A 16,638-nucleotide genomic window follows, 5' to 3' on the forward strand; every position below is an offset into this window, starting at 1 on the left:
TTAGGCTTGCGGTTCTTCATCTCCTCGCGCCTGGCGGCGTATTACCTGCGGCGGCTGGCCGTAGGCGCGAAGAAACGCCCGGCGCATTCTGTCCCGCTCGCCAAACCCGGTTTGCCGAGCCACTTCGTCGATGGAGCGGGCGCTGGTTTCAAGCAGCATACGGGCGGACTCCAGGCGCAAATGTTCGATCGCGCGAGCGGGCGACTGGCCGGTTTCAGCCTGAAAGCTGCGGCTAAACTGGCGGGGAGATAAATTCGCCACCGCCGCCAGCTCTTCCACGCTCAAGGCGTTTTCCAGGTGTGCGCGGGCGTAAGTCATCACTTTTTGAATACGATCAGATTTAGGCTCCAGTTCAAGAAGGGAGGAAAACTGAGACTGCCCACCGGCGCGCCGATGATAGAGCACCAGCTTCCTGGCGATGGTGCGGGCGATATCAGCCCCAAGATCGTCTTCAATCAGCGCCAGCGCAAGATCGATGGCCGCCGTCATCCCCGCAGAGGTCCAGTAAGGCCCGTCGCAAATAAAAATCTTATCTTCTTCCACGCTGATGCCCGGAAAACGCTGCTGCAGATCTCGCGCATACATCCAGTGCGTGGTGGCTCGCCGCCCCTCAAGCAACCCGGCTTCGGCCAATAAAAAGGTTCCGAGGCAGGCGGCGGCCACGCGGCGCGCATAGACCGCCGCCTGGCGAACAAAATCAATCGTCGCGGGGGAAGCCTGTTCCATCGTGGCGCCGAACAGCAGGAGATCGTACTGCGTATCCGCCATTGGCTCAGTCATCACCTCAAACCCTGCCGACGTAGGCACCCCGCCGCCCTGCTCAGACAGCAAATGCAGCTCATACACCGGCTCGCTCGCCATCAGGTTAGCCACTTCAAATGCCGTAATGACGGCGAATCCCATGGTGGAATACCCGGGGGTAACAACAAAACCGACCTTTTGCATGTGGCAGACCGCCGTGATTGATGATGTCATAAAAAGACGTTTATATGACATTTGAGACACAAAAAGCCAGTGTTAATGTTGCTTTCGTCAATTAACCCCCTTTTCAGGAGCTACACAATGAGCAACACATCTACAGGCACAGCCCTCGTCACCGGGGCATCCGGCGGGATCGGCGCCGTCTACGCGGCCCGCCTGGCTAAACGCGGTTATAACCTGATTCTGGTGGCTCGCAACACGGACCGTCTTAACCAGGTCGCCCGGCGCATTCGTGAAGAAAGCGGGCAATCGGTGGAGGTTGTTCCCGCCGATCTGGGTAACGCGACAGAGCTGCTGCAGATCGAAACGCGGCTAAAAAACGACGAGTCTATTACGCTGCTAGTGAATAACGCGGGCTTTGGCTCAAAAGAAAGCGTGCTGGAAGCCAGCGTGGATGAAATGACCGCGATGATAGACCTCAACGTGACGGCGTTAACTCGCCTGACCTATGCGGCGGCCCCGGCAATGGCTGCCCGCCGGCACGGCACCATTATTAACATTGCTTCGGTCGTCGCTATTGCCCCTGAATTGCTGAACGGTGTTTACGGGGCCAGTAAAGCGTTCGTGCTGGCATTGAGTCACTCTTTGCAGCAGGAGCTGGCGGAGTCCGGCGTGCGCATTCAGGCCGTGCTGCCTGGCGCCACGGCCACGGATTTCTGGAATATTGCCGGCGTGGGCGGGCACGAAAATCTGCCGCAAAGCTGGGTGATGAGTACCGAAGATATGGTGGATGCCGCGCTGGTCGGCCTTGATGCCGGTGAAAAGGTGACCATTCCTTCGTTGCAGGATGGCCACGAATGGGATAACTGGGAGGCTGAACGCCGGGTGATTAGCTCGCATCTGAGCGCTTCTCAGCCAGCGCCGCGTTACACTCGCTAAGCAATCACGCTATTTTGCTCTACAGATGCCGCCCTCAGGCGGCATTTTTGCTGTTATCAACGCTAACTGTCGCTCAAATCACCTGCCTGTAAGAATATTTAAATGATAATGAGTATCATTTAAATATTTTATTTGTTAACATCCTGCCCGCGGTAAATTGATCGACATCAAGACTAACAGCCAGTGAAGGCTACCTCCGGGCAAAAGATATGCATAAAAAATTGATCCTTACGTCTTTGATAGCGTTAGCCAGCCTGGGCCTCAGCGCCTGCAGCCAAACCCCTCCCTCGCCTCAAGCGGCAAGCCATGTCGCCGTCACGCATGGGCAAATCATTGATTTACAAAGTGGCGAAACGCTGACAGAACGACAGCTGCTGGCCAAACTCGCCAGCGCTCAGCGGCTTATCGTCGGCGAAAAGCACGATAACGCCGAACATCACCAGATTGAGCTTTGGCTACTGCAGAATCTGCAAAAAGAGCGCCCTCAGGGCAGCGTCCTGCTGGAGATGCTAACCGCCAGCCAACAGCCGCGCGTCACCCAGGTGAAGGCCTGGCTCAAAGAGGAGCCGCAGGTGCGGGACAGCCGCAATCAGGAACTGCTTCACTGGCAGAAAGGCTGGCCGTGGGAGATGTATGGCGGCGTCGTGACCGAAGCCCTGCGCGCGCCCTCACCTTTACTCAACGCCAATATCAACCGCGATGAGATAATGCGTCTTTATAAAGACCCGCGCTTCCCGGAAGGGAAAAAATCAACCGCGCCCGCCGTACAGGCCGCGCTGAAAGAAACGATTATTGCCATGCACGGGGGCAACATCGAAGGCCAACAGCTGACGTCAATGCTGGCGATTCAGCAGCAGCGCGATCGCTATATGGCCCAACAGTTGCTGAGCGCCCCAACGCCCGCTTTACTGATTGCGGGCGGATATCATGCGTCCAGGAGCATCGGCGTGCCGCTGCATATGGAGGACTTGTCTCCCGCCTCGAAGCCGGTAGTGCTGATGCTGGCGGAAAAAGGCATGACTATCACGGCAGAGCAGGCTGATTATGTGTGGTTTGTTGCGCCTGCTCCGGCAAAACGGTAACCGTCGATGACAGACACGTTGACGCCTTCTCTGGCGGGCAGAAGCGGCACGGGTTTTACGCTGTCTCTGCTTCTCCACGGAGGCCTTTTTTTAGCGCTAATCTGGCAGGTGTCTGACACGCCCTCTGCCCTGGAGCCTGCGCCCGCCGTGATGCTGCAATGGGCCGACGATATCGAAGCCCCGCCGACACCAGTCCCGCTTCCGGTGGGCATTGCCCAGCAGGAGTCAGCGGCAGCAGAAGAAAAGCAGCAGGCTGAAGACAAGCAACAGCAGCCTTTGCCGATAGCCAAAGATGCGGTGATTGAAGTCACTCGTCGGAAAAAAGCTGCCGAAGGTGAAAAGAAAAAACCTCGCCCACCGCGCAACGTCAGGGAGCAAACCAGCGACAGCAGCCAGGCGGCCATCTCGACCAATGCCGCTCCTCAGCCCAGCGTGGTGTCCTCGCGTATTGCCGCGCCTTACCACAGTGATGCCGAGAAACAACACAGCCAGCAGGATAGCTGGGAGAGCCGGGTCAAAGGCCATCTCAACCGCTTCAAACGCTACCCCGGCGACGCCCGTCAGCGTGCCAGAACGGGCATCGCAGTGGTGACGTTTACCGTGGATGCTGCGGGCAAAGTTGTTGCCAGTTCTCTAACCGGTTCATCGGGAACGCGCTCGCTTGATCGGGAAGCCGTGGCCGTTTTAGAACGTGCCCAGCCGCTGCCGAAACCGCCCGTCGAGCGCTTAAAGGGAGGCGTGTATAACGTCACAATGCCAATCAATTTCGACCTGACGGAACTTAGCCGAAGCTAGCGCTAAGCCCCACAACCTGAACGTTAACTTTATGCTGAATATTCGGCAGGGCGCTCCATCGCCCGACATTAAGGACGCCTCATGGAAAAACTATGGAAAGCCACCCCGCTGCTCCTCGTCTGTTCGCTATCTGCCCGTTGGGCAATCGCCGACGCGCCGCAGCCCCCGGCTACGCCCAAAATTCCCCACCAGCTTATTGAGCATGGCGATGTTCGCGTGGATAACTATTTTTGGCTCAGGGATGACAGCCGCAGCGACGCGAAAGTGCTGCGTCATCTTGAGGAGGAGAATAATTACGCCCGCGAGGTACTGAAGCCGTCCGCAGCGTTAACGGACACGCTGTATCGGGAAATGGTGGCGCGAATGAGCCAGGAAAACCGCTCTGTACCCTTCCAGCGAAACGGTTATCGCTATCAGGATGTTTATCTGGCCGGGCAAGAATACGCCGTCAGCCAGCGGCAGCTCGTCGGGGGCGAAGGTGACTGGCAAACGCTGGTGGACGGCAACCTGCGTGCCAAAGGCCAGGCCTATTACCAGCTAAATGGCCTGGTCGTCAGTCAGGACAATCAGATGATGGCGATTGCCGAGGACACAACGGGCCGCCGCCAGTATCGCCTTTCGCTGCGCGATTTGAACAGCGGAAAATGGCTCCCGGATGCGATCGAAAACACCTCCGGGAATATGGTGTGGTCTAATGACGGGCGCTACCTGTTTTATATCCGCAATAATCCACAAACCCTGGTGCCCTCGCAGGTCTGGCGGCATCGTCCCGGCACGCCTGTTGCCGAGGACGTGCTGGTCTATCAAGAGGCTGACGGCGGCTATTATCTTGGGCTTTCCCGTTCGGCTTCGGACCGCTATTTAATCATCACGCTCAGTGCCAGCACCTCATCAGAAGCCCGCCTGATCGATGCGGATAAACCCGAAACACCCCCGGTACTTTTCGTCACCCGCAGGCCGGGGATTGAATATTATCTCGACCATTTTGCGGGAGAGTTCTACCTGCGTGCAAACCAGGAAAGCGCCAATTTTGGGCTGTATAAAAGCCACGCACCCGGCGACAAATGGCTGGCAGTGGTTGCGCCCCAACCCAATAAAATGGTGGAAGGATTCACCCTATTTAAAGACTGGCTGGTGGTGGCTGAACGCCGGGACGGGCTGAGCCAGATACGCAAGATTAACTGGCTGAACCACAGTGAGCAGACGCTACAGTTTGATGACGCCAGCTATATGGCCTGGCTCGGCTATAACCCGGAGCCACAGGCCGGCAAGCTGCGCTATGGCTACTCTTCGATGACCACGCCCACCAGCGCTTATGAATGGGATCTGGCCAGCGGCGAACGTACCCTGCTAAAACGCCAGGAGGTCAATAACACCTCGCCGGAGAATTACCACAGCGAGCGGATCTGGATCGCCGCCCGCGACGGCGTGAAGGTGCCCGTCTCGCTGGTGTATAACAAAAAAATGTTCAAACCGGCCCACAGCCCGCTGCTGGTTTACGGCTATGGTGCCTACGGAATGAGCATGGATCCGGCCTTCAGCGCCAACAGACTCAGCCTTCTGGACCGCGGTTTTGTGTTCGCTATTGTGCACGTTCGCGGCGGGGGTGAGCTTGGCCAGCGTTGGTATCAGCAAGGGAAGCTGGAAAACAAGCCCAACAGCTTTAATGATTTTCTCGATGCAACCCACGGCCTGGTTAAGTTGGGCTTCGGGCAGGCTGGCAGACTTTACGCCATGGGCGGAAGCGCTGGCGGCTTGCTGATGGGCAACGTGATTAACCAGCAGCCCACACTCTTTAATGCCGTGGTGGCGCAGGTGCCGTTTGTGGATGTGGTGACAACCATGCTGGACGAATCCCTGCCGCTCACGGTGGGAGAATATGACGAATGGGGCAACCCACACCGTAAGACGGACTATCTGCGGCTCAAATCCTGGAGTCCTTACGACAACGTTAAGCCTTCGCACTACCCAAATCTGCTGGTGACCAGCGGCCTCAACGACTCGCAGGTGCAATACTGGGAGCCAGCAAAGTGGGTCGCGAAGCTGCGTGAAAACCAGCGGGGCTCCGGCAAAATCCTTCTGATGACCGAGATGCAGGCCGGGCACGGCGGTAAATCAGGCCGAATAAAACGCCTGGAGAATACCGCCCTCGAATACAGTTTTATTCTGGAGGCAGATAAACAGCACTAACCTGGAAGCCTTCCCTTAATGGGAAGGCCTACTCAGGCAACATAATAATTAAAATAACTTTTATTTTATTACAATACTTCAAGGACACGTATGAACGTTAATAAACTGGCCGTAACTCTCGGCTCGGGCATGTTATTGCTCAGCGCCAGCGGATTGGCAAAAAATAGTGATGAAATAACTAACGGGGACAAAAAAGGCTCGGCGGTATTTAGCCCACTTAATGTTTCCGCCGGAAATATTACCCGCGAACAAGAGGCGCTGGAAAAACCTGGCGCAACCAGCTCCCGCGCCACGGATAAAAACCTGCAATCTCTGGATGCCACGCTCCGCAGTATGCCTGGCACCTATACCCAAATCGATCCTGGCCAGGGGACGGTGAGCGTGAACATTCGCGGGATGAGCGGTTTTGGCCGGGTTAACACAATGGTGGACGGCATTACCCAAAGCTTTTACGGCACCACAACGTCCGGCACTACCGTTCACGGCTCCACTAACAACCAGGCCGGGGTGCTTATCGACCCGAATTTCCTGGTCGGCGTGGACGTTACGCGTGGGGACAGCAGTGGTTCCGCGGGAATCAACGCCCTTGCCGGCAGCGCAAACATGCGCACCCTCGGCGTCGATGACGTGATTTTTAAGGGGAATGATTACGGGTTGCGGTCGCGCTTCTCGGTGGGCAGCAACGGGATCGGGCGCAGCGGGATGATTGCGACGGCCGGAAGAACAGACGCCTTTAGCGACACAGGGAGCTTGGGCGCAATGGCCGCCATCAGCGGCAGTTCTATTTATTCTAATTTCTCGAACGGCTCAGGCATTAATAGTGAAGAGTTTGGTTACGATAAATTCATGAAGCAGAACCCGAAATCCCAGCTTTATAAAATGGATATTAAGCCCAACGAATTTAATAGTGTCGAACTGTCGGCGAGAACCTATGAAAATAGATTCTCCCGCCGGGACATCACCAGCGACGATTATTATATTAAATATCACTATGCCCCGTTCTCTGAGCTAATTGATTTTAACGTCGCGGCCAGCACCAGCCGCGGCGATCAGAAATACCGGGATGATTCGTTGTTTACTTTTTACAGCACCTCCGCGCAAAACCGTTCCGATGCGCTGGATATAAACAATACCAGCCGTTTTAGCCTGGGCGATAACGATCTGGCGTTTACGCTGGGCAGTAAGCTAATGCGCACCCGTTACACCAGGCTTATTAATGCCGCCGCAGGGGATGAGAAAACCAACCAGGAGGCTATAGAAAACAATCCATTCGCACCTTCCGGGCGGCAGGATATTTCGGCGTTATACACCGGGCTGCAGGTGACGCGCGGTATCTGGCAGGCGGATCTTAACCTCAACTACACGCGCAACCGAATTACCGGGCATAAGCCGCCCTGTGACGAACGCGTTGTCTGCGTCCCCCAGGGAAGTTACGACGTTGACCAACGAGAAAGTGGTTTTAACCCATCGGTCCAGCTGTCGGCCCAGGCTACGCCGTGGCTTCAGCCATTTGTCGGCTACAGTAAATCGATGCGTGCGCCAAATATTCAGGAGATGTTTTTCTCCAACTCCGGCGGCGCATCCATGAACCCGTTCTTAAAACCTGAACTTGCGGAAACCTGGCAGGCCGGATTTAATATCGACACCAAAGATCTGCTCGTTCAGCAGGACTCGCTGCGCTTTAAGGCGCTGGCCTACCGCAGCAGGATCCAGAACTATATCTTCAGCGAGTCTTATCAGGTTTGCACCGGCGGTAGAAAATGCAATATGACCGAGGTCCTGGGCAATGACTGGGCGGACATCAGCGACGAGTACAGCGACAATATGTACATTTACGTGAACTCGGCCACCGGCGTCACCGCTCACGGCGTGGAGCTGGAGATGGACTACGACGCAGGCTTCGCCTTTAGTCGCCTCTCCTTCAGCCAGCAGCAGACCGACCAGCCCACGTCTATCGCCAGCACCTACTTTGGCGCGGGGGATATTACCGAGCTGCCACGGAAATACATGACGCTGGATGCCGGCGTGCGCTTCTTCGATAAGGCTCTGACCCTCGGGACGATAGTGAAGTACACCGGTAAAGCACGGCGGCTGTCGCCTGATTTCGAAACCGATGAGCGTACCGGAGCCATCGTTAAAGAGGATTTACCGCAGATCCCGACGATTATCGACCTCTACGGCACTTATGAGGTGAACCGCAATCTGATGCTGAAACTCACGGTACAAAACCTGATGAACCGGGATTACTCCGAGGCGCTGAACAAGCTCAATATGATGCCCGGACCTGGAGATGACGCCAGCCGGGCGAATACCGCCCGCGGCAGAACCTGGATTTTTGGTGGCGAAGTTCGCTTCTGATTGTCAGCCCATCGCCCGGTTTTAGGCCGGGCGATGGGTAATTAGCGGTATTTCATCTTCTGCAAGTCTTCAATCAGACCAGGTCCCGATGGCCGCCAGCCTGTTTTCTGCTGCGTGATGGCGCTGGAGGCCGACATGTCGTGGGCGGCAAAATTTCCCAGCCAGCCAAAATGATCGTTGGCTTTGTCGGCGGCAATGCTGCGTACCGGCACACCAAGGCCCTGCCCGATCGTTTCGGCGATCGTTTTAGTCGCGATCCCTTCTTCCGCCACGGCGTTGTAGCGCTCCCCGGCCACGCCTCTCTCCACCGCCTGAACATACAGACGGGCAGCATCGCTCAGATGCACCGCCGACCAGCGGTTTTTGCCTTCGTCAACATATGCCGCCACGCCTTTGTCGCGAGCCAGCTCAATAAGCGGCGTAATTAGCCCCTGCCTGAAGGTGTCATGCACCTGCGGCAAGCGTACAAAAGAGGCGTTAACGCCTCGCTCAAGCAGGCTGGCACCGGCAATTTCCGTGGCCTTGCGTGGGTTTGGCGTCTGAAGGTTATACCCCGCTTCCGTCGCCGGTTGGCCCGGTTCAGTGGCGCCCATTGCCACAAAGGAGGTGATCACCATCGGGCGAACCGAGCCCACCAGCGCGTCCCCCATGGCAGTAATCACTTTCCCGTCCGCCTCGCAGTTGGCGACAAAGTTAGAGAAATCATGATTAAACGCTGTGTGAATCACGGCATCAGCAAGATCTGCCCCGTGCTGCAGGCTGGCGAGGTCATCCAGATCGCCATAATGTGCTTTTGCGCCCCAGGCTGATAAAGCCTCGGCTCCGCGCTGAGAACGCGTTAACCCCAGTACCTGATGCCCGGCGGCGAGCAGCCGTTGCACGATGGCCGAGCCAAGAAAACCGGTCGCACCGGTGACAAAAATACGCATAGTCATTACCCCAAAACGTCACTGAGGACTGAGTTGCCGTCCGACGGGATTTACTGTAAACAGGGGAAGAAAGACGAACAATGTTCAAAAGTCGCCATTTTTGGTCTCATCGTCTGGAGTTGCTATGGATCCGCTGTCTGAACTGCTTTCTCTGCTGAAACCCCAGAGCTATGCCTCCGGCGGCGTGGCGCTGTATGAAAATATGGCCATTCAGTGGCCTGAGCATGCCGGCATCAAGTGTTATGCCGTGGTGTCAGGCCGCTGCTGGCTTTCGGTTGAGGGTATGAACGAGCCGCTGCTGCTGCAGGCGGGGGACTGTTATCTCCTGCCGCCGGGGCCGCCTTTTTGCCTCGCGACCGGGCTTGATGCCGCACCTGTAGATTTCTACACGCTGCGCCAGGCGGGCAAGCTGGGGCCTGACGTTGTCCCCGGCCAGCAGGAAAGCTGTTTCCTGGTCGGCGGCCATTTTGTGCTGAGCGGGGAAGCGGCCGATCTGCTGCTGAGTTCTTTGCCGCCGGTGGTCTGCATTCAGAAACCTGAAAGTAAGGCCGCCATGCGCTGGGCGCTGGATCAAATGTCCGATGAAGTCCGCCAGCCTCGCCCCGGTAGCGCGCTTATTATTCAGCAGCTCGCGTGGATGCTGCTGATTCAGGCTTTGAGGCTGCACTTAGCTCAGCAACCCGCCGTGGGCTGGCTGTATGCGCTGGCGGATAAACAGCTTAGTCTGGCCCTGACCTGCATGCATAAAGAGCCCGCTTTCAACTGGACGCTGGAAAAACTGGCTGAGCGCGTGGGAATGTCGCGGTCGGCGTTTGCCGCCCGGTTCAAAGCGGTGACGGGCGCATCCGCTATCGATTACCTGACGCGCTGGCGCATGATGCTGGCCTGCGACAGGCTGCGCCAGTCGGGTGATTCCCTGGCGCGTATTGCGGTGGCATTGGGGTATGAATCTGAAAGCGCGTTCGGTAAAGCTTTTAAGCGGGTGATGGGCTGCTCACCCCGGCAGTATTCAAAAGGCTAGCGGCTGGCGCTCAGGGCCGCTGGCGCTTGCCGGGCATCATCCGCAGCAGCGTATTGTCTTTCCAGACGTAATGGTGAAACAGCGCGCCGAAGGCGTGGATGCCAATCACGAAATAGCCGGTGTTGGCGAGGAGTTCATGCCAGGACTTGAGACTAAACTCCATGTCTTCGTCCGGCACCGCCGCCACCGGCATGTTTAACCCAAAGGCCACCCAGTCACTGCCGCGATAGTACATTGCCAGGAAGCCCAGCACCGGCAGCGCAATAAACATCAGATAGACAATCGTGTGGACCAGATGAGAGATGCCGATCGCCGCCGGATGCGGCTTTGGCACAATGGCCGGGGCGCGGTATTTGATGCGAACCAGCAGACGGGCAACCATCAACCCCAGCACGGAAATGCCGCAGGTGAAATGAATGGCGTTGATCAGTGGCCGGTAGCTGCGCGGGGCAAAGCCACGCAGCTCCATGGCGCAATAAGCCCCCACGACCAGCAGAAAAACCAGCCAGTGGATCGAAATCTGTACCGAGGTATATTTAGTCCGCATGAGAGACCCTGCCCTGAAATTACGTTGAATGTCAGGATAACGAAGAAACATTAAAAGAGTATTAACATCAACATATTATGGGCGTTAATTTGTTTCAGCGTGTGATTTTTTAGCCATAACGTTTATCAGGGCAAGATCGAGGGATTACAGCCCCCGCTGGCGAATCAATGCGCTTAGCGCCATGTCCTGCTGGAGCGCATGCCAGGCGGCCATCACCTGCGGGGGAATATCGACGTGAACGATAAAGTCCCGCCCCTGCGGGCCATAGCCGGTTGCGTCGTCACGTAAGCGAGGGATCTCACCCAGCGCCAGCGAAACGTAGCGCTCAATCGGCCATAAACCTTCAGCTTCTCCGGCAAAAACAGTGCCCTGTTCTCCCTCGACTAATTCAGGAGCCACACCGGGCCAGCTTAGCCATTCCGGCGCCTGCGCGTCGCCCTGCCAAACCCGAGCAAAAGTCGCCACGGTGCGGCGCTGCATGGTCGGATCCTGAATAATCAGCACACGCTCGGGGCTCAGGCCATGTTCGGCCATTTTCTCCACGCTAAACCGCGCGTTTTCCCCACAGTTGGTCGATTTCTCTTCGGTAATAATTTTCTCGTTCGGGACTTTCCAGAACTGGTGGGCAATGTCCTGGATGATCGCCGCTTCGGCACGGCCGGTGGTTGGAATCGTGTTGTAGCGCGGGTGGCGAGCAATTTCCGCGTAGAGGTATGTTGTGGAATGGCCTATGCCGCCGGCGATGAGCAGCGGTTTTTCACTGTTGGCGGCAAACTCACACGCGGCCTCGAGGGTTGGGATCACGGCGTTACCGGCCAGGATAATCAGATCGGCATCCTGTGCCTGCGGCGCGCCTGTAAAATCGCTTTGCGCCAGCCACTGGCCGAGCGTATTAACGGCCTGAATTGTCGGCTGACTCAAGGTTGGAGATGTCATCATGAGCGGGATCCTCCCGGTTAAAAACCAGCGTGTAGCCTAGCCCGGTCAAGGCTATACGCCAATCAGATGCGACTGAAAGGGCTGTTTCAGGCTGCCAGCGACTTGCGCAGCAGCAGGCGGTAATCGTCCGGGTCGCCCTTCGGCTCAATCTCAATAAGCTGATAGCCGTTTTTAAGCAGCATCATTAGCATGCCGCGAAATTTGTTGCGAGTTTTCACGGTCAGCGTGCAGAAGCCCTGTTCCATCGCCCATTTTTCCTGCTCGACCAGTAAAGCCTGAGCGACGCCGTCCCGCCTGAACTCAGGTAAAACGCCGCCGAGCCAGCTGTAAAACGCCGTCTCACCGAGCGCGTAGCCGAGCTTAAACCCGGCGGGAACGCCGTTGACACAGGCGATAAGCTGGCTGGTTTGGTTCGTTGCGAGACGAGTCTGAAGATCCGCCACGCTTTTACAATCATCAAATTCGGGCAGGCGGTGGTAAAGCGCGAGGATCTCCTCCAGCGAGGCATGCCGCACCGTCAGGCCAACGCCCTGAAAAGTCATACCCTGATAAGGTTTTGCCCGACAGGCCGTAAGCCGACTGGCTAAATCCCCGACGTGCAGCTCAAGCTGGTGGTTGTCCGGGTCAAGAAAGTAGAAGGAATGCCCTTCGCTGCGGTTGTCTTTCCAGACCCGCGCGCCTTGCTGTTCCAGCGCCTTAACCGTTCGGGGAAAGGCCTCTGCGCTCACGCTGAACGCGTAGTGGGTATAATGCGCGGGCCGCTCACCGGCCTTTGCGTCCAGAGCAAGACACAGCCATAAGTCACCGCAGGAAAGATAAGCCCCGGCGTCCCAGCGCGCATGCAGCCTGATGCCCGGCAGGCTTTGATAAAACGCCAGACTCCGCGCCAGGTCTCGCACCGCAAGCGTCAAGTGATTCAGGCCAGTTAGCATGGTTATTCCTTATTTTTGGCCTGCCAGTTGGCCCAGGGGCTGTCCGCCGGTGCGTCGTTTCTGGTCTCTGGCTCATCCAGAGAAGCGATGTACATCTCTTCCACTTCTTTGCGCGCCCAGGGCGTACGGCGCAGGAACTTCAGGCTGGACTTAATGGTGGGATCGCTTTTAAAGCAGTTGATATTTACCTGCCGCGCCATTTCGGCCCAGCCGTAACGTTCGACCAGAGCGTTAAGCAACGCTTCAAGCGTCACGCCGTGCAGCGGATCTTTTGAACTCATGTTTTTTCCGGCTATTTCGTCAATTTGCGCACACCTTACTGATTCTAAAGGCATGGCGCAACAGCGTGCGGAGCGAAACTAAAAGAAGTGAGAGGCGGCCCATTGCTGAGCCGCGAGAGGTAAATCAGAAGGTTTCCCAGTTATCGGCAGACGCCGTCGCCGGGCGCCGCGGGGCAGATGTTGGGGAAGAAATAACGGGATGTTTTTGCGGCGCAGCGGCGAAGCTTGTCGTCAGCCGGAAGGTACCGACCGCCTCCGTCAGGCGAGCGGCCTGCTCTTCCAGAGAAACGGCAGCGGCTGACGCCTCCTCCACCAGTGAGGCATTTTGCTGCGTGACGTTATCCATTTCGTGTATCGCCTGCCCAACCTGCTGAATGCCTCGGCTTTGCTCATCCGAAGCGGCGGCAATTTCCAGCATAATATCGGTCACGCGGCGGACGGCCTCCACAATTCCGGTCACCGTGGTGCCAGCCTGCGCCACCTGGCGGGAGCCGCTGTCAATCAGCGACACGGATTCGCTGATAAGCCCCTCGATCTCTTTTGCCGCCTGGGCGCTACGCTGTGCGAGCGTTCTCACCTCGCTTGCCACCACGGCGAAACCTCGCCCCTGTTCCCCCGCCCTTGCCGCTTCCACAGCGGCGTTCAGCGCCAGAATGTTGGTCTGGAAAGCGATGCTGTTAATCACCGCGGTGATCTCAGAGATTTTCTTCGAACTGGCTGAAATGTTGTCCATGGTGCTGACCACGCCCGATACAATACGCCCGCCGTCGCTGGCTTTCTGGGAGGCATCTTCCGCAAGCTTTGTCGCGTGGTGGGCGTTGTCGGCGTTTTGTTTCACCGTGGCAGTCAACTGCTCCATGCTGGCGGCGGTCTGTTCAATGGCCGCCGCCTGCTGCTCGGTGCGGGAAGAGAGATCGGTATTGCCGGCGGAAATTTCACTCGAGCCCTGATAGATAGCCTCGGCACCTTCGCGCACCGTGCTGACTGTGCTGACCAGTTGCTGCTGCATATGCTGCAGGTGCTGGCTGAGTTTGCCAATTTCGCTGTTGCCGGTCGCCTCTGCTGGCAGGGTCAAATCACCCCCGGAGATGTGCTCGATGCGCTTCGCGGCGCGCTGCAGCGGCCCAATCACCACGCGACGTAGCATGATGAAGGTGAACACCGTCATAAACAGCGCCAGCGCAAAGGCCCCGGCCATCAACGCCACGCTGGTGCGGGTGCGGCTGTCGGCCTGTTCTCTCAGGGCGTTTGCGCGGTCGGTGCGAATATTGACGGCCTGCTGCAGTTTGGCATCGTAATCGCCGTCCAGCTTGCGCACCACTTCGCTTTCATGGGTGATGATCGCCTCAAACATGCCGTTTTTGGCGAACTTCAGCATTGGCTTCATCCCTTTTTCGAGATAGGCCGCAAAATCATCCTGCAGCACTTTGTCCAGTGCCTGGTCTGCCGGCGTTTTTACCTTGCGGGCCATATAGGCGCTGAAGCCAGCCTGCGCCTGTTTGATAAGCCCTTCGGCATTGGCCACGTTCTGCTTAACCTGATCCATATCCGCCACGCGGCTTGCGGCTCCGGCGTTGATCAGATTGATACGTGCCGTACGCAGGTGGTTGGCGCTGTCCGCCAGCCCCATTCGCACCTGGATTTCTTCGGTGACGTCCTGAAGCGCACGGTCACTCTGAATGAGAAAATAGCTGGCGAAACCGATGCATAGCGCAAACAGCAGCAGAATGCCGCCGAGGATAGAGGAAAACAGCGGCACCAGCCGGATGTGATGCCAGAAGCGCACGCCGTTTTGTGGGGTCAGAGTTTTTATCGACATGTCCGTGACTCTCTTTGTATGGGGAATTCCCTTCAAAGGTCATCGGCCCCGGCGCGGAAAAACATTACGCGCCACGTCACAGATTTGCGTTAATGAAGCTCACAGAAGTCCCGGAGAGTTAAGTGGATCACAGGTTTGCGCCAGCCGCTATTCTGCCCGCCCTTTCAGCGATGAATATTTTTGATATCAACCGGCTGTCCAAACAGGAAGCCCTGAATTTCGGTACACCCTTCTTCCTCCAGAATACGTAGCTGCTCGTTGGTTTCCACTCCTTCGGCGATTAGCGGCGTATTGATGGAGTTGCCGAGCGAAATGATCGCCCGAACGAAGGAACGTGCCTGGAAGTTACTTTCAACGTTTGTCAGGAAGCTGCGATCCAGTTTAATAACGTCAAAATGGAACTCCCGCAGCGTGCTCAAAGAAGAATATCCGGTACCAAAATCATCCAGCGCAATGCTGATCCCCATTTTCTGGAACTGATGCAGGATATTAAACGTCAGCTTTTTATTAATGATGAACGCCGTCTCCGTCACCTCAAACTCAAGCAGCGTTATTGGCCACGCCGTTCGCATGAGAATGTCACGGACATTGTCGATAAAGCTGAGATTACGCAGCTGCACTGGAGAAATATTGATCGAGATTTTTTTGTCCAGCTTGTTGGCAAGCGACTCTTTACATACCGTTTCAATCACCCAATAGCCCAGCGGAACAATGGCCCCGCTTTCCTCGGCAATAGGGATAAATTCATCAGGGGGAATCAGTCCTTGCTCCGGGTGATTCCAGCGAAGCAGCGCTTCATAGCCGGTAATCGCCTTATCTTTCAGCGAGCGTTTCTCCTGGTAATGAATGAAGAACTGCCCTTCTTTGATCCCACGGCGAATATCCGCGGCCATCAGGTTACGCAGCCGCGTTTTTTCGTCCATGTCTTTTTCATACCAGCAGATCTTGTTATCCAGATTAGCTTTGGCACGGTACATCGCCAGATCTGAATTGCTGATAAGCGTATTGATGTCCGTGGCGTCATCCGGGTAAACCGCCACGCCGATACTGGCGCTAACGGTAATTTCGCTGTGGGCAAAAATCTGTTTGCCGACAAAACAGCTGTGCAAGCGCTCGGTGAAATTACGCAGTTCGTCGTCGTGGTTGTAAGGCTTCGCGGCGACAAATTCGTCGCCACCAAAGCGGGCAACTATCTCATCTTTTTCCATCGCTTTAAGCACTGAGGACGAAACCCGCTGCAAAAGCTGGTCACCCACAAGATGCCCTTCGGTATCGTTGATCTCTTTGAATTTATCGAGATCAACCGTGCAAATAGCAATGTGGTTATAGTCAGACTCAGCGAACAGTTTCTCCACAAAACTGAAGAATTCGACTCGGTTAGGGAGCCCGGTCAGCGCATCGTAGCGAGCAAGCCACGAGATTTTGTCGATCACGACCTTCTGCTCGCTAATATCCCGCGTAATTTTGGCATAGCCCAACAACGTGTGATGCTCATCATAGATGGCATCAATCACCACATGAGCCCAAAACCGGCTGCCATCCTTGCGATAGCGCCAGCCTTCCCCTTCAAATTTTCCATTTTTAAGTGCGATATTCAGATTACGCTCGGGCAGCCCGTTTTTTTGCTCCGCATCGCTGTAGAAAACGCCAAAAAACTGCCCCACAATCTCCTCGCGCAGATATCCCTTCGCTCGCAGCGCCCCCTCGTTCCAGGTGGCTACGGTGCCATCAACGTTCAGCATGTAGATAGCGTAATCTTTTACGCTCTCCACAAAGTGACGATAGGCGATATCAGTTAAGCTTTCAGTACGCATCTTACCCTTGAGTTAATTGTGGTTATTTTATTAATAAAAAGAATAATTTATCGCATTATCGGCGGCGGAGC

The 16,638-nt window shown here is 56.2% G+C and carries 14 protein-coding genes and 1 pseudogene; 6 read left to right on the plus strand and 9 right to left on the minus strand.

Annotated features, from left to right (window positions below; all coding sequences use genetic code 11):
• Complete coding sequence (locus WFK85_RS07870) at positions 1-945, minus strand: helix-turn-helix domain-containing protein (protein WP_166992991.1); 945 nt, start codon at positions 943-945, stop codon at positions 1-3.
• Between the two features lie 117 nt (positions 946-1,062).
• Here WFK85_RS07870 and WFK85_RS07875 point away from each other — a divergent pair, with 117 nt between their 5' ends.
• The 5 genes from WFK85_RS07875 to WFK85_RS07895 all read left to right on the plus strand — a co-directional run bounded on the left by WFK85_RS07875 (position 1,063) and on the right by WFK85_RS07895 (position 8,285).
• Positions 1,063-1,860, plus strand: a complete 798-nt coding sequence (locus WFK85_RS07875) for an SDR family NAD(P)-dependent oxidoreductase (RefSeq protein WP_336709593.1) — start codon at positions 1,063-1,065, stop codon at positions 1,858-1,860.
• A gap of 209 nt (positions 1,861-2,069) precedes the next feature.
• Positions 2,070-2,942 carry a ChaN family lipoprotein gene (locus WFK85_RS07880; protein WP_336709595.1) on the plus strand — a complete coding sequence of 291 codons (873 nt, stop codon included), beginning with the start codon at positions 2,070-2,072 and terminating at the stop codon, positions 2,940-2,942.
• A gap of 6 nt (positions 2,943-2,948) precedes the next feature.
• Complete coding sequence (locus WFK85_RS07885) at positions 2,949-3,737, plus strand: cell envelope integrity protein TolA (protein WP_336709597.1); 789 nt, start codon at positions 2,949-2,951, stop codon at positions 3,735-3,737.
• 81 nt (positions 3,738-3,818) lie between these two features.
• Positions 3,819-5,927, plus strand: coding sequence for a S9 family peptidase (locus WFK85_RS07890; RefSeq protein ID WP_336709599.1), 2,109 nt, complete (start codon positions 3,819-3,821; stop codon positions 5,925-5,927).
• A gap of 90 nt (positions 5,928-6,017) precedes the next feature.
• Positions 6,018-8,285 (plus strand): TonB-dependent receptor domain-containing protein, encoded by a 2,268-nt coding sequence (locus WFK85_RS07895; RefSeq protein ID WP_336709601.1) that lies wholly within the window; start codon positions 6,018-6,020, stop codon positions 8,283-8,285.
• Positions 8,286-8,326: 41 nt separating this feature from the next.
• Here the strand turns inward: WFK85_RS07895 and WFK85_RS07900 are convergent, their stop codons facing one another.
• A complete protein-coding gene (locus WFK85_RS07900; RefSeq protein ID WP_336709603.1) occupies positions 8,327-9,214 on the minus strand; it encodes an SDR family oxidoreductase in 888 nt (295 codons plus the stop codon).
• A gap of 124 nt (positions 9,215-9,338) precedes the next feature.
• Here WFK85_RS07900 and WFK85_RS07905 point away from each other — a divergent pair, with 124 nt between their 5' ends.
• A complete protein-coding gene (locus WFK85_RS07905) occupies positions 9,339-10,235 on the plus strand; it encodes an AraC family transcriptional regulator (protein ID WP_336709605.1) in 897 nt (298 codons plus the stop codon).
• Between the two features lie 10 nt (positions 10,236-10,245).
• Here WFK85_RS07905 and cybB read toward each other — a convergent pair whose 3' ends face one another.
• The 7 genes and pseudogenes from cybB to WFK85_RS07940 form a co-directional block, all read right to left on the minus strand.
• Positions 10,246-10,782, minus strand: coding sequence for a cytochrome b561 (gene cybB / locus WFK85_RS07910; protein WP_336709606.1), 537 nt, complete (start codon positions 10,780-10,782; stop codon positions 10,246-10,248).
• A gap of 144 nt (positions 10,783-10,926) precedes the next feature.
• Positions 10,927-11,721 carry an ElyC/SanA/YdcF family protein gene (locus tag WFK85_RS07915; RefSeq protein WP_166992726.1) on the minus strand — a complete coding sequence of 265 codons (795 nt, stop codon included), beginning with the start codon at positions 11,719-11,721 and terminating at the stop codon, positions 10,927-10,929.
• Positions 11,722-11,807: 86 nt separating this feature from the next.
• On the minus strand, positions 11,808-12,263 hold the full coding sequence (locus WFK85_RS07920) for a GNAT family N-acetyltransferase (RefSeq protein WP_336709611.1): 456 nt from the start codon (positions 12,261-12,263) through the stop codon (positions 11,808-11,810).
• Positions 12,255-12,653 (minus strand): annotated as a pseudogene (fos, locus tag WFK85_RS07925) (fosfomycin resistance glutathione transferase); the annotation flags it as partial. The gene WFK85_RS07920 and the pseudogene fos, both read right to left, overlap by 9 nt.
• A gap of 2 nt (positions 12,654-12,655) precedes the next feature.
• The gene (locus WFK85_RS07930; protein WP_008459193.1) at positions 12,656-12,934 is read right to left on the minus strand and encodes a VF530 family DNA-binding protein; all 279 of its coding nucleotides are present in this window, start codon (positions 12,932-12,934) and stop codon (positions 12,656-12,658) included.
• A 124-nt stretch (positions 12,935-13,058) separates the two neighbouring features.
• A complete protein-coding gene (locus tag WFK85_RS07935) occupies positions 13,059-14,753 on the minus strand; it encodes a methyl-accepting chemotaxis protein (protein WP_336709607.1) in 1,695 nt (564 codons plus the stop codon).
• A 164-nt stretch (positions 14,754-14,917) separates the two neighbouring features.
• Positions 14,918-16,567: an EAL domain-containing protein gene (locus WFK85_RS07940; RefSeq protein ID WP_166992735.1), complete on the minus strand. Its 1,650-nt coding sequence runs from the start codon at positions 16,565-16,567 to the stop codon at positions 14,918-14,920.
• Positions 16,568-16,638: the final 71 nt, after the last annotated feature.

The sequence above is a fragment of the Cedecea sp. VD22 genome (assembly GCF_037150195.1).
GTDB lineage: Bacteria > Pseudomonadota > Gammaproteobacteria > Enterobacterales > Enterobacteriaceae > Cedecea.